The following is a 19,723-nucleotide window of genomic DNA, read 5'->3' as shown; positions in this document are numbered from 1 at the left end:
TCAATCCTCTTGACGGTTATCGTCACTTTGCGCGACCATTTCCGTCAGGGATGCCAGAGAGGCTCCGATTCTTCAAGGGGTTTTTCGTTAAGGAGAAGTTAACTACTCCGCACCGGACGTCCATACTTTACAGTTGTAAAGATTGCCCCCTTGGGGGCGAGCCCTCGGCACCTTTCAAACAGCTCGATGGATAGCCTTGAGGGGAGTTCCATGGATTTCCTGAAACAGGGAGGGGCCGCTGGCGCGCATTTTGACCGCCGCGTGCTATTACCTAGTCCCATTTGCGGCTGGTGAGTGGCAAGTTCGGTGAGGGTTGAAGGCCGGCTGCAGACTCACTCGGCTGCCTCTGGAAGCTCGCCGCTTTCGACGTCGCCCGGTCCTCCATCAAACGGGCAATCCTCGGCATCTTGACCCGTCCTAATGCCCATATTTGTGAGGAACGCGACGACATGAACGCGTTCGAGTGCGTCACCTGAACAGATTGAAGGACAAAAGAGCTGATCCGTTTACTGCGCGGGGGCGAAAACCGCTTATGCAGGCAATGCTATCTGGCAATTCACAGCGGCTAGTTGACAAGGAATCGAGAGCCATGTGGATGGGCAGGCGTTTGCGGTTATCCTCGCAAGGGTCAAATATCGAACAGAGACTTGCGTGGCTGATGCCTCCCGTCAGCCATGGAACCGGCCATACTAGCGAATGGCGCTTCAGCCTGGTTGATGGTTAAGTGCCTCCAAAAAACATGAGGCTTTGTTTTTGCGGGGAGGTGCTGATAAATGCTATCTCATTGTAAGACAGCTAGGAACCGATCTTTATGGAACTGCTTTTTTTGCTGTTTGCTTTGGGCGGAATCGCCTTCGCACTTTACATGCCGTTGTCGCAGAGAGGAAAACGTCTTTCCGTCAAAGTGACCTGCTTGATCATCAGTGTGCTGATTTTTTGCGCGACAGCATTGTGGTGTGTTGTCTACGGACCGGAGCTATGGATCCTGATACAAGCGGGCGTCCTTATTGTCGTCGTAGCGATCGGCGGACTCTTGTCCTCAGGTAAGCCCGATGTGAGATAGGGTGCTTTTTGGGCAGGGATTGTCGCGGCGGAGTGGGGTTATACCCGAAGGGTCATCCACTCCAGGCCGCTCCCCTCACCCCTGGTCTTCGCCTCTCCACCCAGCAATGGCGCGACAATCCATTGCTCTGGATTTGCCGTTGTAGCCAATCACGACATCATTCTCGAAGCCGATATTGGCACGATCAGGCAACAAGGCTTCGCTGATTTGTCGAGCGCGCTCAAGTTGTTCCATCGCCAGGGACTTGGAGCCTTCCTATACGACAAAGTGAATAAGCCTGCGGAGAATGCGTTCATTTGTCCGAAGAGAGAAGCCAAAAATACCGCAGCGGATTTTGAGATGGGCGTCCGGTTGTGCCAATAGAGCGCTCACGGGATGTCCTCGTGCCTTTCCGCATGGCATAACGCGCGGACTACCTTTGGAAGGTTTGTCTGCGCTTTTCCGAGTCTGGAAGAGAGAGCAGAGAATGAAGGCAGGTACGTGATAGGGGTTTGTCGCGGAAGGCCGGTGTGCAATCCAAAGATATCTCTGCCGGCGGTTTCGCCGCGTTGGTCAAAGGCCTCGCCACACCTGCATACGCGTTGAAGATTGGCCCTCACCGGTTCTTGAGGCAGGTCACCGCGCGGCCTCAGGTGGAACTTACGGACTTGCTTTTTTCTGGTGGACCAAGCTTTGATCTGAACGGTCCGTTTGCGAGGGAAGCCGAATGTTTGTCATGAAGGCAGTTCTGATCATGATCCTTACCACGAGTGCAGGGCAAAAGACCGAGTATCTGGAGCTGCCGGATATGGATAGTTGCGATTTCTCGCGCTTCCAGCTTTCCAAATTCGGGCCGCCAGAAGGCGCGACCAAGATGCGCGTGTCTTGCGCACCTCTTAAGGTTTACGTCACTGCACAAACCACGAGTTATTGAGTAACCGCATCTGAGAACTAGCCACAGAAACGGCGTTGGGGATCCGCAGTGATTATTCGTCCGCCGCAGTGATTGCTGCATTAGGCGCCGAAAGGACGCCAGCCAGGGCAGATGTACCATTGTCAATGCGACATGTCCGGGGCGAACTACAATTCACGCAGACGAAGGTGACCCGATCTTCATCGATGGCAAGGAAGCCACGCTGAAGCGCTTTAACGACAATTTCCATGAAGCTCGCAAGGGACATGTGATTTCTGAGAATCCACCCGACGGAAGGCCTGAGGTCACTTACGGCAGGGCTCGCTCAATCCTGTAAACTGGTGCTTTCATAATCTCGTAGAGAGGAGAACTGATAACCGCGCTGCTTGAGCTTTCTTATCAGGGCGCGGAGGTTTTCCTGTCCGTTGAACTTGTCCTGGAACATCGCGTCGTGCATTAAGAGGATCATTTTGCCCGGCTTTACAAAGCGGTTGTACGCAAATAAGGAATCGATTTCCCTGACCAGGGTTTCAACCGACTGGATGGGCTTACCGTCGTTATTATGCACCCATTCGTGATCCCAGCCATACAGGTCGAAGCCGGCTTCTCTGATCAACTCGAAGTTAATCCACTCCTTACCCCACTCACGGACGTCCAGCGACAAGTCCTCGGACGACACTGTTTTCAATCGGAAGACGTTTCTGCCGGGAAGACGTGTTGCGGCGAGCATGGCTAAGCCGAGAACTTCATTGGCTTTGGCGAGATCCGCAATTACAGCCTGGCTATCCGAGTAGAAGACGCGGTATCGGTTATTCGCGTGGCTATAGCTATGATTGCCGACAGCCACGTTCTCGAGGGAGCGAACCGCGGCCAGAACAGATCGGCCATCCTCTTTGGTCTCAACGTGAACGCCAACCATGAACATGGTTGCAGGCACGTTTTCTTCGAATAGCACGTGCAGGACATTTTCACTGCCGGGCAGCGGACCGTCATCGAATGTGAGGTAGATTTTTCGGCTGGCTGGCCAAGTGTCGGGCACGCAAAAACTGAATGCTACTATAACTGCCGCACAAAATATGACCAATCGCACCACGACGCTCCCTAACGGTTGCCGCCCAATAGTACCGAATCGTTCGGGAGAATACACCGGTCTTCCAGTCACGTCTTTGACCAAGGTTTGCCGGCGGGGCGCTGGCGATGGGATCCGAACATGGGCGAAAGTCGAACAACTACCGCGCTTTGGTAGAAGGAGAGAGGGCAGGGGACCGAGCTTTCGCCCACAGGTGACCGGCGAACGCGCGGTGGACCGAACAATGGCAGAGACAGCTCGTTGCCATTGCCGGGAGAGTGGAAGCCATCTTCCCCCGTTGACGACGATCTCTCGGAATGCATCTTGCTGCGAAAGCAGCCTGCAAAAGGGATCGCAATTGATCAGCGGGTACGGGTGTGGCACCGCAAGGCAAAAGGGTCCTTCGCACCATCAGTTGGCGACAATCTCGGCGGATGTCATTCAATTCCAATGTGATCACTTCACTTAGCCCGACTGGAAATGTTAGCAATCGGATCTAATTTCTACCGAACTGCAAATGAGGGCTTATGACGATCAAGACGATAACAAGGGCGGATCTTGCGCATTCAATCTTCCGGAAGATCGGTCTCTCAGGTACGGAGTCCGCGAATCTCGTCAACTCTATTCTCGAAGAAATTTGTAAGGCTCTGACACGAGGGGAAGATGTGAGACTTTCATCTTTCGCGGCGTTTAACGTGCGCAATAAGAGCGGACGCCTTGGTCGCAACCCGGCTACGGGAGAAGAACACCAGATCTTGCCGCGGCGTGTCATATCCTTCACGGCATCAGCCACCCTGCGGGCGCGGATACAGAACGCTCATCTCCAGCGAAAGACCAGAAGCAGAACGCGACCGGTCGATCCTACGCGCTAACATATTGACGGCGCAGAATTGCAAATTCGGCTAGGCGAAAGACGCCTTGCGCATTCCTGCCCACCGGGTGGCAAAATGTCCATGCGTGGGACAAGCTCACCGCACGCTAGTGAGCGAATGTGCCCTCAAAGGGAACGGCGTTGAGTTTCCCCATGTTGGTCGCCGACGTGTATCGAGGGCAACATCTGTTTCGCAGATTTCTGAACCAGTGGGCGGCACGATGACGAGGTCGCAGATCATTGCGTATTCGTGCCAGTCCGCGGCGTCGCTAGTCTGACTGATAGAAGAACTCGTGGTTGGTAGCACGAGAGCGTGCGGTAACCGATTGGCATTCGCTTGTTCGTTATCTGCTGCTGAAGGCGGTTCAAAGCCTGTTGCAGAGTTATTTCCCCCAGCCGCAACCGACCAGACTACTGTGGATTCACCGTATTGCCCCGGCCAGCAATATGCCTACCCTCCGACGCGGTCACAAAATTATTCGTGCAGGAGATGCTGATATGCAGATGGCTCCCATTCTTACGCTCTACACTTACACCACCACCGCCCATCTAGGTGAAGGACGTTGGGACGATCGCGACCGGCCCGATCAGTTTTTCGAAGACGTGGAATCGGCCAGGCGCGATTTGCTAACGATGCGCGCCGAGATTGCGGAAGACGATGAACCGGGGTCCACAGCCATTTGCCTCGAAAAAATCGAAACGGTTCCCATGACGGAATCGGCGATTTTGGCATTGCTCAATGACGGGGTAGGCGCCATCGTCCACCACTACGAGATCATCGAGACGATCGACGTGGCTTGATCCAATAGAGAAAAACTAAATCTGAGAGATGACGGGAAAAGCCGCCGTTACCTGCGTATTACCCATAGAGCCGTCGTGGGATCGTTCTTGTCGCCCGCGCTCGGTACAGTGCCGATAAGATCAGCCTTGTGCAGCGAGGCTGATACTTCCACGTCCTTCTCTTCACAGCCGGAACCATGATGTCCCCGCGGCTTGTCTGCGATCACCGGCACGCCCAATGCAACGCAGTGGCAGAGAGCGTGATTTGCATTTTTCGAACATCATGGTCTCAGCACCCGATCATTTAAATCGATTGACATGCCCTTAGGTTTGTGCGACGCACGTACATACTGCCGGAGCTGTGTGGGGAGCAATGCCGGTTCTCCATCTAAAATGCGCGTCAATAACAGGCGAGGCTCCATGAATTATCTGATCGGCATCGATTGTGGAATGAGCTGTCGTGCAGTCATCGCAGACTTAAGCCTGCCGCGTCGTCGGCCGATCCGAATCCGGCCCAATAGACATTTTTGCCGAGCCAGACGCTGCCCTGCCGAACATGTTCCACGGCGCTCGCAAAGGTTTCGGGGAGCTAGACCGCAATCGCGCCGACAGCTACGCAATATGAGGGGCCGTCGGGCTCGCCGTGCACAATATCGGCGATGCCACCATCATATCCAGCAACGGCTGCCGTTTGAACAAGCGCAGATTGGCGCCGTTGGACTTCTCGCGTATTGCCGTGATCCTCCTATTGTCAAAATGTCTCAAGCGGTCGAGGCAATTGGCTTCGAACTGGCAATAGTTTCCTTAGGTGGTGGCCTTGGTACGGTTGCCTCTTCGGCGGCCCGCATCCCATCTGGGTTGATCCTTATCCAAAACGGCGACCGTTCGTCACAATCGACAGGAAACGATGGAGATTAACTACTCGAGATCGGCACCTCAATCCGGTGCTCTAACGTGCATAAGCACCAAATCGATTTTTGATTTAGCCATGACGTTTATGAATTGGAATGGCCCTAGGAAAATGAATATGGCTATGGATGCAATCAGCGTAATTGTCGTAAGTGTCCCTCACAGGGGGTTGAGCAAAAACAGCGCGCGGGGTTTTGCCCTCGACCAGTTTGCAAGGCATCAAGGCTATCCATCGTTTGCAGAATGGACTGTGCAATGCTTTGATCAGGCCTATCAGATTTCAGGGGAGGTTCGGGAAAAGGATTGTATCGACGTTGCAGACAACAGCAACGATGAACCTGAAGAGCTATTGACCACCTTTGGCTATGAGGTCGTCCTCCGCCTCTGGCGAACAGAGGAAAAGAACTGACATGAGTCGATAATGTGCCGGTTTCGGCGAACTCGGTCACGGCCAACGGGCGCGTTAACTCGCGGCGCGCAGCAATCAAAAAACCGAACGGATTTGTCGGGATCGCTCAACATCTTGGCTTGCAAAGGGAGTTCAAGGCTGGCGGTGAGGGGCCCATCGGTCGTTGCAGCGCCAACGGCGGTGGGTCACCCGAGATGAACTCTTTCGTCATTTGCTAAACACCGCACATGATGTCCTTCATCCATAGCATGAGAGCAACCGTCCCTTAATGTGACTGCCGCGCCGATGCTGCCATCGAAAAGAGTGAGCGACTTAGTCGCAAGGACCCCTGGCGGCTCCGATTGACAAGTTCTCGTAGATAGCCGCCAGGATTGGCGACCGAGCCGTTGGCGCTGCGCTCAGCGGTCAATGCCAGGGCGACGATCGCCAGATCCTGCCCAAGCACCTTCACGGCCTCCTGATAGACTTGGGGGTTGATGTAGCACAGCCGGCAGAAAAGTCCGCCGGACGAGCGAAATGCGGTCCAATGCTCGAACACCTCGGGCACCATTTCCGACAGATGGACAAATGCCGATCGTAGCAACGGCAATGAAACATTGACAAGGTCATCGTCCGGCTCCGCAGACTTGGTTTTCCCCTTGATTTGCCCGGGGACATCCGAAGGCTTTTCCTCAAAAGCCATTGCGGCACCGGCGCCGGACTCACCAATGTATTGCGCGCCAGCGCAGTTCCGCTTGTCATTACAACTTTCAGAAAGTGGAGATTCGGCTGTAGTTTGTAGGGGCCGAATTTTCGCCACCGCGGTGGCGGATTCCTGGTCTGCATAAAGGCCGCCCAACAGTTCGGTTGCCTCGGTGTGCAACACTTCCAGCGCAGCGACAATGTCAGCGAGCTCGTCCGAATTTTGCGGGTGCCGCTCGAGCAGTCGATCCAGCCGAGCGAGCAGCGAATTCCACGGTTCGCTAAGAGATCCCAACACCAGCCTTGCGGCTTCAATCGTCGCCGCGACCTGCCTTTTCAAGACGGTGCGCCGATTGCAAAGGCGTTTGTATTGACGCGCTTCGAACTCAGCTGCGTCGACCAGTTCGAGCAATTCGCAATACCGGGCGGCGATCGGCGACAGATTGATGCCGTGCGCATCGATAATACGACCGTCATTGTCGCGGCGACCGCTGCGTTGGTATGTCGGGTGATCGGAATAACAAATCAGGCCCGCCTCGACCAATCCGGCAAGGTGATGTTTCAAGGTCGAGACCTTTATTCCCAAACGCCGAGCCAGCAATTCGTTGGTTGGCCAAATGATCGGCCCCACATCAGCATCGGACCAGTCCACCGCCTGGGAAAAGGCGAACAACTGGTCGATGAGCGCGATCTTCGCCGCCTTAAGTCCGATCGCCGACGCATAACGCTTTGCCACCTGCAGGGCTTGGGTTCGCGATGGATTGCTCGAGCTGCTTTGGTTGCGACGGTTGTTTCGGTAGTCTCTGAGGGTGCGTTCAGTCAGGAGGCTGGCGGCGGTAACCCGCCGATTTGCATATGCGCGATCAGAAATTGGCATGTTTTTCATTCGCGTCCCCTTCCAAGGACACGGCAATAGAAAATCGCCCGCCAAAATGGCGTCATCGCTTGACAACAATCTCATTTATAGGGAAGATCACGCTCACTGGGTGTGGGTGATTGCCCCGTTTAGCAAGCATTGAGCTTTGACGGATCGGCCTTGGAAGCGGCAACTTCTAAGGTCGTTTTCGTTTGCCGTGCGTTGTCCTTTCCCGTTAATCGTCGAATCACAGGTAGACCGATCGTCGGCGTAAGCCGTTGATATTCATATCGATCGGTCAAGCAGCTCCAACACGCCGCCTAAACTAGCAATATAACAAACAATGCGGTGAATACAAGCAAGGCAGTCCGCAACACGTTTGTCACGCTATCGGCCTACGATGCCTGCTCGGCAATCTCGAATTGCTGCCCGAACGGGGGCTTGCTAAAACTTCAGCTTGCACGAATATGCTTCGATCGAGACGACGGAAAGCGTCTTTTAAAGAGACATCTCGCGCCAAGCTGCTGGAAAGCAGTTGTCGGCAATGGCCGTTTCAATTGCTCTTCGACAAGGACCCGTAGATCGCCAGCCGACATGATCATAGGAGGGGATTGCCATGCGCCTGCTTAGTTCGATGCTCGTCTTTTTCATGCTACTTTCGCCAGCTCCCTGCTTTGCCTGGGGAGCGAAAGGACACCAGGCCGTCGGCGCCATCGCGGACGCCAATCTGAATAGTCACGCCAAAGCGATGGTAGCGTCGCTGATCGGCATGAGCTTGGAGCAGGCAGGGCCATGGCTGGATTGCGTCAAGGACGTCAAAGGCTCGAAAGGATCGCTGCACTATGTTGAGGATCCAAACTACGGTGAGGGCTGCTCTGTGTTTTGGAAGCCCGATGCCGAGAAAGCGATAGTGTCATTCGCGGAGAAGAACTGGGACAACTGCTCGCCGTGGAGTGACGCTAATCCTTGCCATGATCAATACCACTTTGCTGACGTGGATATTTCTGCGAGCGACCCGACTTACAATTTAGGTGAACCGGGCACCAACGATCACGATGTCGTCCAAGCAATTGATGCCGCCATAGCAGTGCTCCAGGGAAAGCCTGCCCCGCGGCCATTTGCCGATAGCATGGACAAGCGGGAAGCTCTGTTGATGTTGGCTCACTTGGTTGGCGACCTGCATCAGCCGCTGCACGCCGGCGCGATTTATCTTCAGGAGGACGGCCACCAAACGCGCGCTGCGACTGGGGAGGAAGGTTCAGATCCCGGTTTCACGCGTGGCGGCAACTGGATGTTCGTGGGTACCAAGAAACTGCACTCGCTGTGGGATACGGTATCTGACGCCACGATTACGAAAGCCAAGAACATTCCAGCATCGGACATAGCACCGACGACCGGCCAGTTGAACGAATGGCCTGCTACATGGGCGTCGGAAACGATCGTAATCGCCAAGAAGAATTTGGAGGAGCTCAAGATCGAGCCGGAATCAAGCAAGCATCATTGGCCGATCCATGCAAAGATAAATTCCTACGAAAATGATATCGCGGGAGTCCAGGCAAGGCAGTTGGCTGCAGCGGGACACCATTTTGCTGAGCTGTTGAATGCGGTTTGGCCGTAGAGCGGTGCAGCTTCCGCCGTAATCGGAGAATGCCCGATATGGAGCGCTCCGTGGATACGGCAGAGCACGACGGTGCTACGCGTGTGCGGCAAAAGCGCCTGCAATTAACCGGGGCCGATATCGGCAATTACCTGGCCTGTCGCTTCAAGGTGGGCCGTATGGATCCCCTTGACCGCATCAGCGCGAATGCTGAAGATCTTGGCCGCCTTGCCCTTGCTGACGGAAGGGGCGTGACGAATGTCGATCACGCCTCTCTCGTTCAGGGTCTTGGCAAGTGTTGCAATCTGCGAGACCTGGTTGTCCGTGCAATTTGCAATGAGACTGGCACTCGGCTTGCGGCCTGCGGCAATCTCCGCGGCGACAGCGCCCAGGAAGCCGACCTGCCTTAGCCGGGCAGAGCCTGTGTCGTCTGGAAAACGCGAAGCCAAGATGGCGTAAAAGAGCTTGTGGAGGCTGTCTGCCTGGATTGTTGCAATACCGTCTTCTTTGTCGGCTCGTTCGACATGTAACGCCGGCGCCTGCGATTCGGTGTCGGCTTTTTGGTCAACGTCCTTGATTTGCGCAACGACCAGCTTGCCGAGAACAAACGGGATTCTTTCCTCGACTTCGGCAGCGAACCGAACAACCCAGTTATGTGCTTCCCGCGGCAGAAAAACGCGAGATTCAGTCAGGTGTTCGCCAAGCGATCTCGCCCACCAGGCGCGGCGATAAGCGTTATATTGTTCACGTGATTTCATGTTGATCGTGGCCGTATATTGGAATGTCGAACAGTCGCGACGTTCGCCCCTATAGATCAGACATACGGGCCGCAAGGCAACTGCTCTTGAGCAACGCAGGTGCGTAAGACGAATCGCCCATTATCGAATTCAACCATGGGGCCGGAGCTTACGATTTAGAAGACACAACGCGAGTGAAGTCGTCCGGGCTGGTGCACCGCTCCAACCCGTTGCAGCCGCGGACCATCAGAACGGCCGGCAGGTGCTTTCGCGCAACTCCCGAAACCCTCCTGTGACAAAGCTTTACGGCGGTCGATAATCGGGTTATATATTCTTCATAAGGAGAATGATTTTGGCCAGTACTTCCCACGCCTACACGCCCGCCGAAGCTGCCGCTGTCAGTGAGATCGCCGTCAAGTCGGTGCACAATGCCATCGACAAGCGGATCATCGCAACTCATCTTACCGGCAGCGGGGGAGGTCGCGCGCTCACGGATGCGGATCTCCTTCGGTTGAAGCTCTGGTATGGTGTCGGATCGATTTTGTCTGCCGAACGCCGCAAACGTCTGTTCGACACAATCGACCAGAACCCCAATGCCGATACCGTGAGAGCAGACGAGTATCTGATCATCGATGTCGCCCGGGCAAGAGAGCAGTTGGCCGCACGCGCCGAGGCGCTTCGAGAAGCCGAACGAAAAATCCACAGCGTAAAAGGCATCGTGGGTGGCGAACCGGTTTTCAAAGGAACCCGCGTTCCGGTGCGGACTATTGCCGCAATGAAGCTTCAGGGCGCGAGCACCGAGGAAATCGTCGAGGGGTATCCTCCGCTCACCGAGCGCATGGTGGCGCTTGCCGAAATCTGGGCAGCCGCCCACCCTGCCCGGGGACGGCCCCGAAAGCTTTCGGAACTGGGCCTGAAAGTGAAGTCAGTGAAGCGTCTGCGGCTTCGCACTCCAAAACCCACTGGCTCGACCTCGTGAAATTTCTCATCGACGAATGCCTTCACACGTCCCTCGTGCCCGTGGCCCAAGGTTATGGCCACGATTGTTCCCACGTAAACTGGCTGGGATTGAGCGGCGAAGCCGACTGGGATCTGATGCCTCGGATCATCGCGGCGGATTTCACATTCGTAACGAATAATGCCCGCGACTTCCGGAAACTTTATGCAAGAGAGGAACTGCATGCGGGCTTGGTGATCATCGTCCCGCAGGTGCTTCCTTTCATGCAGCGACGATTGTTTGCACTCATTCTGCAGGATTTGGAAGGGGCCGGAGATATGGTCAATGAAGTCATCGAAGTGACCCTCGATGGAGACGACAGTGCTGTCCTCACCCGCTATTCGCTTCCCGAGGCATAGCCGCTTTAGCTGGGAAATTGCCAATTTTTGCTCCGATACTCAAGAGAACAATTCGCATCTCTGGCGATCCGGCGCTCAGGCTTTTCTCGAGCTTTCGCTGCTGTCTTCGGGCCTCACTTTCCACGCGCAGCACCCCCGGGTGAGGCGTTTGGATAAACGCGAACTCGCTGCGCCAACGGCAAGCTGCCACTCTTTGTCTAACTGGTCAGTCTGAGAAGCCGAATCCAATGTTCTCCTCGGGTTCCAATATTGATTGATCAAGCGCGGCCTTGAGATTGGCGAGTGCAGCCGCGAGAGCCTTCGGATCATTCACTTGTCCGGCGCCAACCGCATCGATCGCAAAGCCGGCAACCTCAGCCACCGTATTCTCCGCCACCGAAAACTCCAGATCCAGCCGGTTCATTTCGTCCTCCGAAAGTTCAAAGCCATCCATCGGCGTCGCCGTAATGCCCGCTATCAAATCGACCCTTGCCGGGGCTTCCTGGCGCGCGACCGCCGACGAACTGTCCCACGGCCCGAAACTCCATTTCTCCCGCTTTCCCTTTTCGGCGAGGCTCGACGCGATCACCGCCCAGCGCGCCTCGGAGATCACCTTGCGCAGCGACCAGACAGCGGCCAAAGCCTGTTCTCGTGACCGCAATCCCTTGCCGCCGAACAATCGTCGTGTGCTCCCTCTGAGGTCGGCAATCGTCTCTGGCGCCACGCGCAGCCGAAACAGCAGATCCGCAATCGGCTGGTCTTCGGTGGCGGAGATTGCATAGCTATACCGGTGCATGAACAAGGCAGGCTCCACGAAAACTGCTCTCGCGTGCTCCAGGACGATCGGATCATAGTCGATGTCTTCTGTCTGCCTTCCTTCGATCCGCGCCGCCGGCATTAGTTCGAGAGGCTGCCGCGTGAATAGCGGCCATTCCGGGCGCGGTTTGACCTCAGGAATGACGAGTTCACTCTTGCAGGATTCCACCTCTCGCCGGCGGGCGACGAACCTGGCGTCCGTGTAGACATTGAGCTTGTTCAGCACCGCTCCGTAACCGCTGCGCACCTGCAGCATCGTCTTATCATCACCCAGGCGCTGGACAGCGCCCGGATCCATCAGCGGCACCAACTCAAACCGCCCCGACGATGCTTGTTTTCCGAAGAGAAGACCTGCCTGTTTCCCCCAACCTTCACGTTCTGCGTATTGCCGGCCGAGATTGTCGGAAACGATCTTCGCGGTGGCGTCGTCGCCGACCGCGACACTGAGTTTGATGTCCATGTTGCCCAGAAGGGCGTTGCGCGTCTGCTGGCCGTAGCGTTCGTCAAGCTGCGGGATATTTTGTGCCACAAGCGCAATCGTCAGCCCATAACCCGCGACCAGTGGCGCCCGCTTGATGATTTCCGGCAAGCGCTCGAACTGATAAAACTCGTCGAGCATCATCAGGATTTTATGCGGCTCATTAGCGGAGGGGAGGGACCGCAACATCACATCATGGATCTGCTGGATCAGCAGCCGGATGATCGGTTCCACGGTCCCGAAATCCGAGACAGGTGCTGCAATGAACAACGAAAACGGTTTTCGGCGCAGATTGCGAATGTCGAAATCGCTTTCAGAGCACGCCTCGGCGAGCAGAAGATTGTTGAAGGGGCTGAGCGCCGTCGTCACATGCCCCTCGAACGAGGGCCGCTGTTCCTCGTCCCGACCGAGATGCTGGCGAAAACTGCCAAGGATGAATTGGTCGAGCGCGGGCTCGTTCTTGATGATATCCTGCAGCACCGACGAAAACGACCGTCCCGTCGAAAACAGCCGCAACACCGAACGCAAATTGCGCCGGCCTTCCATCGTCTCCGATTCAAGGACATAGCCAAGCACGCCAGCCAGCAGACCGCGTGCGGTCTGCTTCCAGTAGCCCTCTTCCTTCTCGCCAATCGGCAACAGGGTTGCGGCAAGATTGATCAGGTCCGTCGACCTTTCCGGCCAATCCCGCACGAAGTCGAGCGGGTTCCAGCGATGTGACTGCGCCGATCCCGGCGCGAAGACGAAACATTGCTGCCCCAGGGCGATACGGGCAGGCCCGGTCAGCGTGTAGTTTTCGAGCTTCATGTCGAGCACGATGACCGAGCCCTCATATTCGAGAAGGTTCGGCATCACGAAGCCGCGGCCCTTGCCGGAGCGCGATGGACCGTTGACGAAGAAATGGCTGTCGCCGCTATAACGCACGTCGACGGCGGAGCTGCCCTTGCCGAAGGTGCCTAGCAGGATCGATTTGCCAGGCTGGCCGTCGAGTAGGCCTGCACTTTTCAGATCCTTGAGGGTTGCGAAGCGCGATCCATCGGTCGGCGGGCGCACCTGCCAGGGACGCTTGACCGCAAGGGTCAGTGCCCCCGCAACGACGGCGCCTTCGGCGAGGGTGGCGATCGTAGCCACTGAGATAAGTTTGGTGACTGTCGGGTTGCCAAAATAATACCAGGCCTGTTTTGCCGGCATCCACATGTCGCCGCCGACAAAACTCTTCCACATGGTCGAGCTTTTCAGGAGGAGGTAGGAGGCGGCGGCATAGCTTGCGGACCAGCTCAAGAAGGCAGCACCGGCGCCGACGATCGGTCCGGCAATGATCAATGCCACTTTTTCGAAGCACTTCATCGGCCGCTCCATTTGCAAAAATAGATCTCCCGCACGCCGCGCTTCATCGTCGCCGGATCGCGGGCGACCTGAATGACCACCGGCACAACGAAGCGAACAAATTCCATCAGCTCGGCCTTGGTGAGGCCGAGGCCCGCCTGCATGGTAGCCATCGCCAGGCGCTCATAGGCACCGAGCGGGTTGTCGGCATGCAAAGTCGAGATCGAGCCGGGATGCCCGGTATTGACGGCCTGGAGGAAAGAGAAGGCTTCGGCGCCGCGGATTTCGCCCATGAAGATGCGATCCGGACGGAGGCGAAGAGCGGCCTCTAGGCACTCCTGGACCGTCGTACGTGCGCGCCCCTGTCCGCCCTTCGATGCGACAAGCGCCAGCGTGTTCGGCTGCGGGGGCTTCAGTTCGCGGGTGTCTTCGATCGAGATCAACCGTTCCCATTCAGGCACGTCTTTCAAGAGACCGTTGAAGAAGGTCGTCTTGCCGCTCGACGTGCCACCGGAAATCAATAGGGTCACCCGGTTTTCGACGGCAAACCGCAACCAGTCGCGACGGGCTTGCGGGGAAGGGGCGTGCAGTCGGGAGATCAGCTCGGCGTCGAGCGCGCTCAAATCTCCGACGTCGCTGTTGCGCGGGCCGCTGACCGTCACATCGTCCAGGCCGCCGAGCTGCAGATAGTCGTCGAGTGTCATGTCCCGGATGACTTGCTTACGGATGGCGAAGGCGCCGCCGGAAGCGGCAACCGGCGCCAGCACCGCCTGGAAGCGTTCGCCGTTCGGCATAGCGGCCGACAACAGCGGCGTTTCCTCGTTGACGCTTTGCTGAGTGGTGCCGGCAATCATCTGCGCCAGCGCCGTAATCGCCTTTTCGTCGAGCGCCGGCACGTCGAAGCGGATCATATGAGGACTATTGAGACTTTCGATCCAGATGTCCCCGGGACGATTGCACATGATCTCGATGACATCAGGATCCTCCAACCATCGCCGGATTGGTTGGGCCGTCTGCCTGACATAGATCGGCAGGCTCTCCCACAGAGACTTCGGCTCTTCACTTGACCGCATTGCCGGCCGAACGTCTGATCTGGGCGCGACGAAGTTCATTAACGGCTTCCTTCACCGGATCGGGATAAAGCGAGGAAAAGTCGAGATCCCTGCGGACGAAGACCATGATCTCGGTCCCCTGGTCGACATAGATCGTCGGTGGGATGTTGATCGAGTCCTTCAGCGCAATATTGGCCATCTCGGCCATGGTCTGCGACAGCGTCTGCTGCGCCTGCGTTTGAGCATCCGAACTGGTCGAAGACGAGGACGAGCTGCTGGATCCGTCGCTAGTCAAACCGGCGACGAAGGAGGACACGCCGCCGACCAGGCTCAAGACCGCGGCAGCGCCAAAACGCTCGAGATAGTGTTTGTCGACGAAGCCGGTGAGGCCGGAACGGCCGAGATCGTCGGTTCCATAAGAACCAAGGGCGACGGATGTGCCGTCGCTGCGAAGCGCCCGCGTCCAGACGATCAGTACCCGCGTTTGCCCACGCGCCATGCCGCTTTTGTATTCGCCCGTCAGCATGGTTCCTTTCGGCAGCAGGATGCGGCGGCCGTCGAAGGAATAGACATCGTTGGAGATCACGGCCCGCACCATGCCCGGCAGATCGGACTGGATTGCTGTCTCCAGCACCCCGCGGATCAACGTGCCTTGTGGGATCAGAGCATCGATGCGGTCGTTACGCGAGGCGGTTACTGTTTCGACGTCTTGCGCACCCACCGACTGCACGAACTTGCGATTGGGATCGTCATCAGCGCTCACGGCAGATCCCGCATTTTGCGATGATGAGGCGCCGACAACAGCGGCGGATTGCTCACCTCTGGCCGCTTGGTCGACGACGATCATATTCGAGCGCAGCCGCGCCTGCCGAAACTCTTCTTCCTTCTTCGCCCGTTCCGCTTCTTCTGCAGCACGACGTGCGGCGTCTTCGTCAATGGCGGGCTGGACCACGACCGGCGCCTGGATCTTCTGCTCTATCGATGGCGGCTGCACCACCGTCGGCGTTGGTGTCGGTGGCGCGAGCACGAGCTTGTTGTCGGTTGGCGCCGGCACCGGTTTCTCCGGATCGAAGCTCAGATTGCCGGCATGGCTCGCCGTCTTGAACTCCTCGTTCGCACCGGTCTTCCTCGGCGTATTGGGTTTGATGAAGCTGACATAGCCGGCATAAGCGAGAACCACCAACGCGGCCGATGCCAGCAGGATCGGCATAAGTTTACCGCGACGACCATCGGGAGGTCTGGCAACGGTTTCGACGATGCGCGCCTCTTCCTCGAAATCAATGACCATGGCTGATCTCCTGCGGCCTTGATTCAGCCGGCTTCGGGGTCGTGATGTTCGGCTTCATGTTGAAGACGCAGGTCGCGAGCTTGCCGGATCGCAGCGTCCATTGACGGGCGACCTTGTCGATGACGATGTAGTCGCCCTCGCGGCGATAATTAACGAGGGACTCGCTGCCATCGGGTTTGACCGCGAAAAAGGCCGGCACCTCGCCACTAAACTGGAAAAAGGTCTTTGTGCCGTCGTCGAACATCGAGGTCGGCCTGTTTTCGACGGCACCCTTGTCGCCATAGTCGTAGTTCAGCCGGCCGGGATTGGCCAACGCGGCTTTGACATTCGGCATGGCCGCGTTCTGGCGTGCAGCCGCCAGCAAGTTGGCATCGAGCGAATCCTCCGGATAGGAGAAGCGCAATTTTACGACGGCATTCCGTGTATTGCCGGGTTTGGCCCCATTGAGGAAGAAGGTATAGACGCGCTTCGAGGTGATGACGTTCATGTTTGTTTGCGCGTCCGGCTGCAGCGGTTTGATAAACAAGAAGCGCTTCGACTGATCGGGAACCGCTTGCCAGGCGAGACTATCGCCCATAGCAACGGTTGCGATCTGTTCGTCCTCGTTAAAGACGATCATCGTCGACACGCCCATCATGCCGGCGAGATAGACGATATTGTCCTTCTGAAACGGCACGGTGCGAATACGTTCGTCGGCTCTCACCGATTGCGGCTGCACTTCGGCCAGGACGATCGGCGCCTGTGAAAGCACACATGCTGCGATCGTTCCGGCGAAGAGGCGGGGCTTTATCCTCACTGGCTATCCTCCGCCGGCGTCACCGTTTCCTGGTCGCGACGATATTCAGTCACCTGGAAGCCGAGCGGATTGTCGAAGCGCCAGTCATTGCGCATCGGTTCGGAGGTATATTTGAAACGGACGTTCGCGACCCAATGCTCGGTCACCGTTGGACCTCCCGAACCGGAGCGCGTCGTCGAGAAGCGAACGGCGGCGGTACTCTCGTTCAGGAAGATGACGCTTTTGACGAAGACGGTGATAGCCGTGTTGGGACCGTAAAGTTTGACCGGATTGTTCGGATTGGCGCCGGAATAGGTATTGGCGAGATCGGCCGCCGCTTTGCCGGTCGAATAAAGCGATGCCAGATCGAAATTATCCCGCAGTCCCCTGGGGTCGTAGGTTTCGCGCGTCCGGATGAAGCGCACGATGTTCGCCCGTGTCACCGCTTCGTTCTGCGTGAGATCGCCACGCTCCTGCAGCGGCCGGCTGGCTTCGACAAAACCGGTCGTCTTGTCGACCTCAAGCACGACGACATCGAAGGATTTGAGCGGCACCAGCATCCACAGCAGCCCGATCGCACCCGCCAACGCAATACCAAGCAACACGGCCACCATCCGCCAGGCGCCGCGAGACATGGCCACGGATCGATAGACGGAACGCTCCCAGCGCTCGCCCTCGCTGTAATAGCGGGGATCAACTGTCCCAGTAGGCGCACTGACCTCAGCCGCCTCGTGTTCACTCTTGGCCATTCTCAAGTCTCCATGGCTGGCTATTGGCGCGCATTGGCGGCTGCGGCACGCACCTGTGCGGCCGCAGGATCCCCGTCACCGATGGTCGCGGGACCGCCACGGGTGTTGTTGAACCATGATCCTCCGGCCTGACCGGCTGCCCGAGACGAATTCGCAATCCCCAAGGCCGTCATAGTACCGGCTCTCCAGCCGAGTCTTGCCGCCATTACGCCGGCGGTCGCGCCAAGCGCATCGATCCTGGGGCCGCCGCCGGCGATGGCGAGCGCAATCGAGATCGAATGTGTGAGGAGGAAAGCTGTCACAATCGACATCAGCAGAAACGGCGCCAAGGTCGTCATATTGGCTGCGCTCGCGTCAGCGGTCAGCGCGTCGACACGGCCCTTCAGCAAGGTCAGCATGAAACCGAGAATGACATAGACGATGATCGGCAGCAGCGCATAGCCTGCAAGGCTGGTGATCCAGCCGTCGACGACCCGCGAGGTCAGATTGAAGAGGGCGCAGCACAAAACGATCGGGCCGATCGCCAGCAGGATGAACATCGTCATCTTGCCGATCATCAACAGAGTGACGGCGATGGCGCAGAGGATACAGACGACGGCGAGCACGACGATGGCCAAGATATACATGCCGACCGCGGTGATGCCGCCGGCGTCAACCATCGCCTTGACCACGGCAATACCGCCATTCCAGATATCAGTCAGCCCTTGTGTGACGGACGAGCCGGAGCTGCCGTCGCCACCACAATTGCTGCCACCGGTCGATTGGCAAACGATGGTCGCCATGCCGTCGGGGGCGGAAATCAAAGGCTGAACGATCAGAGGCTGGTAGGTGGCCCAGGAGACGATGAGCGTGTAGCAGATGAAGGCCCGGCCGAACCGCCAGACAAAGGCGCCGGCGGTCATCTGCGCGCGGCCGAACAACATCTCGTAGCCCCACCAGACGACATAGACCGTGAGACCGGCCAGGAACAGCGGCCCAAGGTAGCTCGCAAGGGTCGAATACATGGTCTGAACAGCGCTGACGCCCATGCTATCGATCTTGCCAAACAGGATGTCGAAGGGGTTCATGGATCTCCTCGGCTTTAAAACACCGTCACGGCCTGTTGCCGAACCATCCGCCCACAGCGATCGCTGAGGCCGCCAGCGTAGGCGTGCGTAGAGAAGAGCATGCTCGTTTCGGCCGAGCACGGCGCCTTCAGCTCCTTCTGACTTGCGCATCCGGGCAGGGCCGCAAAGGCGGCGACAATCAATGCCAGGGAGAGTGTACGAACCGCCTGCATCATCCGCCCTTTCATTGCCCGACGAACGACAGCTTGCCGGCGTCATAAGTCATGAATTGCGCGGTCGCCGCTTCTGCCGCCAACTGCCGCATCTGTTCGGCGTTCAGGGCCGCATTGCCGGCATTGACCGCACCGACGAGCTCGTTGACCGTTTGCGCCGTCTGCGTCTGAACTTGCGAGTTCTGGTCGATCGAGCCCTTGATGTCGGTGGCCGTGCCGATTTGTCCCTGCACGGCCTGGAAGGCGGTGGCGCGCTGCTGCGCGCCGCTTTGCGTTCCGGCAATGGACGCCGTCAGCGCCGTCGCCGTGTTGACCAGGCTCTGATAGGCCTTGTCGCCGCGGGTCAAACTCGCGCTGTCGATCTCACCGGAGAGCGTCTTGACAAGATTGAGCCCATTCAAGATCGTTGCGGCGGTATTGCCGTAAGCGCCTAGATTACCCCAGGACATCTGACCGCTCAGCAATGTGGAGAAGTCCGGCGCATTGCCGATCGAAAAGCCGGATCCGAGAGCGGCGTTTGCGATCTCGCTTGTCGAGCGATTGCCGGTGACGGCGGCAAGCGTCTTTTTCACTGTCTGCAGGATGTCGCTGTTCGACGACATGATCTCGGCGGTGTTCGAGGCCGTCTTCGTGGCCTGCTCCAGCGTCGCATTGTCGATCACCGGCACCTGGGCGAAAACCACGCGGCAAGGAAGCAGCGCCGCGGCGGCGACCAAGGCGGTCTTCCTCGAAATTCTCAATGTCTTCGTCATTTGAAGCCT

Annotated in this window: 20 protein-coding genes; 8 read left to right on the top strand and 12 right to left on the bottom strand. The window is 57.4% G+C overall.

What is annotated here, in order from left to right:
• Positions 1–811: 811 nt before the first annotated feature.
• Positions 812–1,063, top strand: coding sequence for a hypothetical protein (locus tag QA648_RS36330; protein WP_283055005.1), 252 nt, complete (start codon positions 812–814; stop codon positions 1,061–1,063).
• A gap of 75 nt (positions 1,064–1,138) precedes the next feature.
• Here the strand turns inward: QA648_RS36330 and QA648_RS36325 are convergent, their stop codons facing one another.
• On the bottom strand, positions 1,139–1,297 hold the full coding sequence (locus QA648_RS36325) for a hypothetical protein (RefSeq protein ID WP_283055004.1): 159 nt from the start codon (positions 1,295–1,297) through the stop codon (positions 1,139–1,141).
• Positions 1,298–1,769: 472 nt separating this feature from the next.
• Between QA648_RS36325 and QA648_RS36320 the strand changes: the two genes are divergently transcribed.
• Positions 1,770–1,976, top strand: coding sequence for a hypothetical protein (locus tag QA648_RS36320; protein WP_283055003.1), 207 nt, complete (start codon positions 1,770–1,772; stop codon positions 1,974–1,976).
• Positions 1,977–2,280: 304 nt separating this feature from the next.
• On the opposite strand, the gene QA648_RS36315 is transcribed toward QA648_RS36320, so the two are convergent.
• Positions 2,281–3,045: a polysaccharide deacetylase family protein gene (locus QA648_RS36315; RefSeq protein WP_283055002.1), complete on the bottom strand. Its 765-nt coding sequence runs from the start codon at positions 3,043–3,045 to the stop codon at positions 2,281–2,283.
• Positions 3,046–3,551: 506 nt separating this feature from the next.
• Here QA648_RS36315 and QA648_RS36310 point away from each other — a divergent pair.
• The 3 genes from QA648_RS36310 to QA648_RS36300 all read left to right on the top strand — a co-directional run bounded on the left by QA648_RS36310 (position 3,552) and on the right by QA648_RS36300 (position 5,993).
• The gene (locus QA648_RS36310; RefSeq protein WP_283055001.1) at positions 3,552–3,896 is read left to right on the top strand and encodes an integration host factor subunit alpha; all 345 of its coding nucleotides are present in this window, start codon (positions 3,552–3,554) and stop codon (positions 3,894–3,896) included.
• 296 nt (positions 3,897–4,192) lie between these two features.
• The gene (locus QA648_RS36305) at positions 4,193–4,696 is read left to right on the top strand and encodes a hypothetical protein (RefSeq protein ID WP_283055000.1); all 504 of its coding nucleotides are present in this window, start codon (positions 4,193–4,195) and stop codon (positions 4,694–4,696) included.
• A gap of 1,006 nt (positions 4,697–5,702) precedes the next feature.
• Positions 5,703–5,993 (top strand): hypothetical protein, encoded by a 291-nt coding sequence (locus QA648_RS36300; RefSeq protein ID WP_283054999.1) that lies wholly within the window; start codon positions 5,703–5,705, stop codon positions 5,991–5,993.
• A 265-nt stretch (positions 5,994–6,258) separates the two neighbouring features.
• Here the strand turns inward: QA648_RS36300 and repC are convergent, their stop codons facing one another.
• Positions 6,259–7,560, bottom strand: coding sequence for a plasmid replication protein RepC (repC, locus tag QA648_RS36295; protein ID WP_283054998.1), 1,302 nt, complete (start codon positions 7,558–7,560; stop codon positions 6,259–6,261).
• A gap of 586 nt (positions 7,561–8,146) precedes the next feature.
• Between repC and QA648_RS36290 the strand changes: the two genes are divergently transcribed.
• On the top strand, positions 8,147–9,148 hold the full coding sequence (locus QA648_RS36290; protein WP_283054997.1) for a S1/P1 nuclease: 1,002 nt from the start codon (positions 8,147–8,149) through the stop codon (positions 9,146–9,148).
• 104 nt (positions 9,149–9,252) lie between these two features.
• Here QA648_RS36290 and QA648_RS36285 read toward each other — a convergent pair whose 3' ends face one another.
• Positions 9,253–9,885: a hypothetical protein gene (locus QA648_RS36285; RefSeq protein WP_283054996.1), complete on the bottom strand. Its 633-nt coding sequence runs from the start codon at positions 9,883–9,885 to the stop codon at positions 9,253–9,255.
• 331 nt (positions 9,886–10,216) lie between these two features.
• Between QA648_RS36285 and QA648_RS36280 the strand changes: the two genes are divergently transcribed.
• Together QA648_RS36280 and QA648_RS36275 are read left to right on the top strand one after the other, a co-directional pair.
• Positions 10,217–10,843 carry a DUF433 domain-containing protein gene (locus QA648_RS36280; RefSeq protein WP_283054995.1) on the top strand — a complete coding sequence of 209 codons (627 nt, stop codon included), beginning with the start codon at positions 10,217–10,219 and terminating at the stop codon, positions 10,841–10,843.
• On the top strand, positions 10,840–11,220 hold the full coding sequence (locus tag QA648_RS36275) for a DUF5615 family PIN-like protein (protein ID WP_283054994.1): 381 nt from the start codon (positions 10,840–10,842) through the stop codon (positions 11,218–11,220). The genes QA648_RS36280 and QA648_RS36275 overlap by 4 nt, the downstream gene beginning before the upstream one ends.
• A gap of 205 nt (positions 11,221–11,425) precedes the next feature.
• Here QA648_RS36275 and QA648_RS36270 read toward each other — a convergent pair whose 3' ends face one another.
• The 8 genes from QA648_RS36270 to QA648_RS36235 are packed head-to-tail and all read right to left on the bottom strand — an operon-like array spanning position 11,426 to position 19,714.
• Positions 11,426–13,840: a type IV secretory system conjugative DNA transfer family protein gene (locus QA648_RS36270; RefSeq protein ID WP_283054993.1), complete on the bottom strand. Its 2,415-nt coding sequence runs from the start codon at positions 13,838–13,840 to the stop codon at positions 11,426–11,428.
• Positions 13,837–14,892 (bottom strand): P-type DNA transfer ATPase VirB11, encoded by a 1,056-nt coding sequence (gene virB11, locus QA648_RS36265; RefSeq protein ID WP_283054992.1) that lies wholly within the window; start codon positions 14,890–14,892, stop codon positions 13,837–13,839. Before virB11 ends, QA648_RS36270 begins: the two co-directional genes overlap by 4 nt.
• Positions 14,879–16,159 (bottom strand): type IV secretion system protein VirB10, encoded by a 1,281-nt coding sequence (virB10, locus tag QA648_RS36260; RefSeq protein WP_283054991.1) that lies wholly within the window; start codon positions 16,157–16,159, stop codon positions 14,879–14,881. The genes virB11 and virB10 overlap by 14 nt, the downstream gene beginning before the upstream one ends.
• Positions 16,149–16,955, bottom strand: coding sequence for a TrbG/VirB9 family P-type conjugative transfer protein (locus QA648_RS36255; RefSeq protein ID WP_283054990.1), 807 nt, complete (start codon positions 16,953–16,955; stop codon positions 16,149–16,151). The genes virB10 and QA648_RS36255 overlap by 11 nt, the downstream gene beginning before the upstream one ends.
• A complete protein-coding gene (locus QA648_RS36250) occupies positions 16,952–17,683 on the bottom strand; it encodes a type IV secretion system protein (RefSeq protein ID WP_283054989.1) in 732 nt (243 codons plus the stop codon). The genes QA648_RS36255 and QA648_RS36250 overlap by 4 nt, the downstream gene beginning before the upstream one ends.
• 20 nt (positions 17,684–17,703) lie before the next feature.
• Complete coding sequence (locus QA648_RS36245; RefSeq protein WP_283054988.1) at positions 17,704–18,750, bottom strand: type IV secretion system protein; 1,047 nt, start codon at positions 18,748–18,750, stop codon at positions 17,704–17,706.
• 14 nt (positions 18,751–18,764) lie between these two features.
• Positions 18,765–18,965, bottom strand: coding sequence for a hypothetical protein (locus tag QA648_RS36240; RefSeq protein WP_283054987.1), 201 nt, complete (start codon positions 18,963–18,965; stop codon positions 18,765–18,767).
• Between the two features lie 8 nt (positions 18,966–18,973).
• The gene (locus QA648_RS36235) at positions 18,974–19,714 is read right to left on the bottom strand and encodes a type IV secretion system protein (RefSeq protein WP_283054986.1); all 741 of its coding nucleotides are present in this window, start codon (positions 19,712–19,714) and stop codon (positions 18,974–18,976) included.
• Positions 19,715–19,723 lie beyond the last annotated feature (9 nt).

The sequence above is a fragment of the Rhizobium sp. CB3171 genome (genome assembly GCF_029714265.1).
Classification (GTDB): domain Bacteria; phylum Pseudomonadota; class Alphaproteobacteria; order Rhizobiales; family Rhizobiaceae; genus Rhizobium.
The sequence above is the reverse complement of the archived record's forward strand: the minus strand, read 5'-3'. Positions and strand labels throughout refer to the sequence as shown.

What these genes read in the sequence shown, in the direction of transcription:
- virB10 (WP_283054991.1), bottom strand. Translation starts at nt 16,159, where the DNA reads ATGGTCATTGATTTCGAGGAAGAGGCGCGCATCGTCGAAACCGTTGCC.
- QA648_RS36250 (WP_283054989.1), bottom strand. Translation starts at nt 17,683, where the DNA reads ATGGCCAAGAGTGAACACGAGGCGGCTGAGGTCAGTGCGCCTACTGGG.
- QA648_RS36300 (WP_283054999.1), top strand. Translation starts at nt 5,703, where the DNA reads ATGGCTATGGATGCAATCAGCGTAATTGTCGTAAGTGTCCCTCACAGG.
- QA648_RS36240 (WP_283054987.1), bottom strand. Translation starts at nt 18,965, where the DNA reads ATGATGCAGGCGGTTCGTACACTCTCCCTGGCATTGATTGTCGCCGCC.
- QA648_RS36325 (WP_283055004.1), bottom strand. Translation starts at nt 1,297, where the DNA reads ATGGAACAACTTGAGCGCGCTCGACAAATCAGCGAAGCCTTGTTGCCT.
- QA648_RS36285 (WP_283054996.1), bottom strand. Translation starts at nt 9,885, where the DNA reads ATGAAATCACGTGAACAATATAACGCTTATCGCCGCGCCTGGTGGGCG.
- QA648_RS36330 (WP_283055005.1), top strand. Translation starts at nt 812, where the DNA reads ATGGAACTGCTTTTTTTGCTGTTTGCTTTGGGCGGAATCGCCTTCGCA.
- repC (WP_283054998.1), bottom strand. Translation starts at nt 7,560, where the DNA reads ATGAAAAACATGCCAATTTCTGATCGCGCATATGCAAATCGGCGGGTT.
- QA648_RS36310 (WP_283055001.1), top strand. Translation starts at nt 3,552, where the DNA reads ATGACGATCAAGACGATAACAAGGGCGGATCTTGCGCATTCAATCTTC.
- QA648_RS36320 (WP_283055003.1), top strand. Translation starts at nt 1,770, where the DNA reads ATGTTTGTCATGAAGGCAGTTCTGATCATGATCCTTACCACGAGTGCA.
- QA648_RS36245 (WP_283054988.1), bottom strand. Translation starts at nt 18,750, where the DNA reads ATGAACCCCTTCGACATCCTGTTTGGCAAGATCGATAGCATGGGCGTC.
- virB11 (WP_283054992.1), bottom strand. Translation starts at nt 14,892, where the DNA reads ATGCGGTCAAGTGAAGAGCCGAAGTCTCTGTGGGAGAGCCTGCCGATC.
- QA648_RS36290 (WP_283054997.1), top strand. Translation starts at nt 8,147, where the DNA reads ATGCGCCTGCTTAGTTCGATGCTCGTCTTTTTCATGCTACTTTCGCCA.
- QA648_RS36270 (WP_283054993.1), bottom strand. Translation starts at nt 13,840, where the DNA reads ATGAAGTGCTTCGAAAAAGTGGCATTGATCATTGCCGGACCGATCGTC.
- QA648_RS36235 (WP_283054986.1), bottom strand. Translation starts at nt 19,714, where the DNA reads ATGACGAAGACATTGAGAATTTCGAGGAAGACCGCCTTGGTCGCCGCC.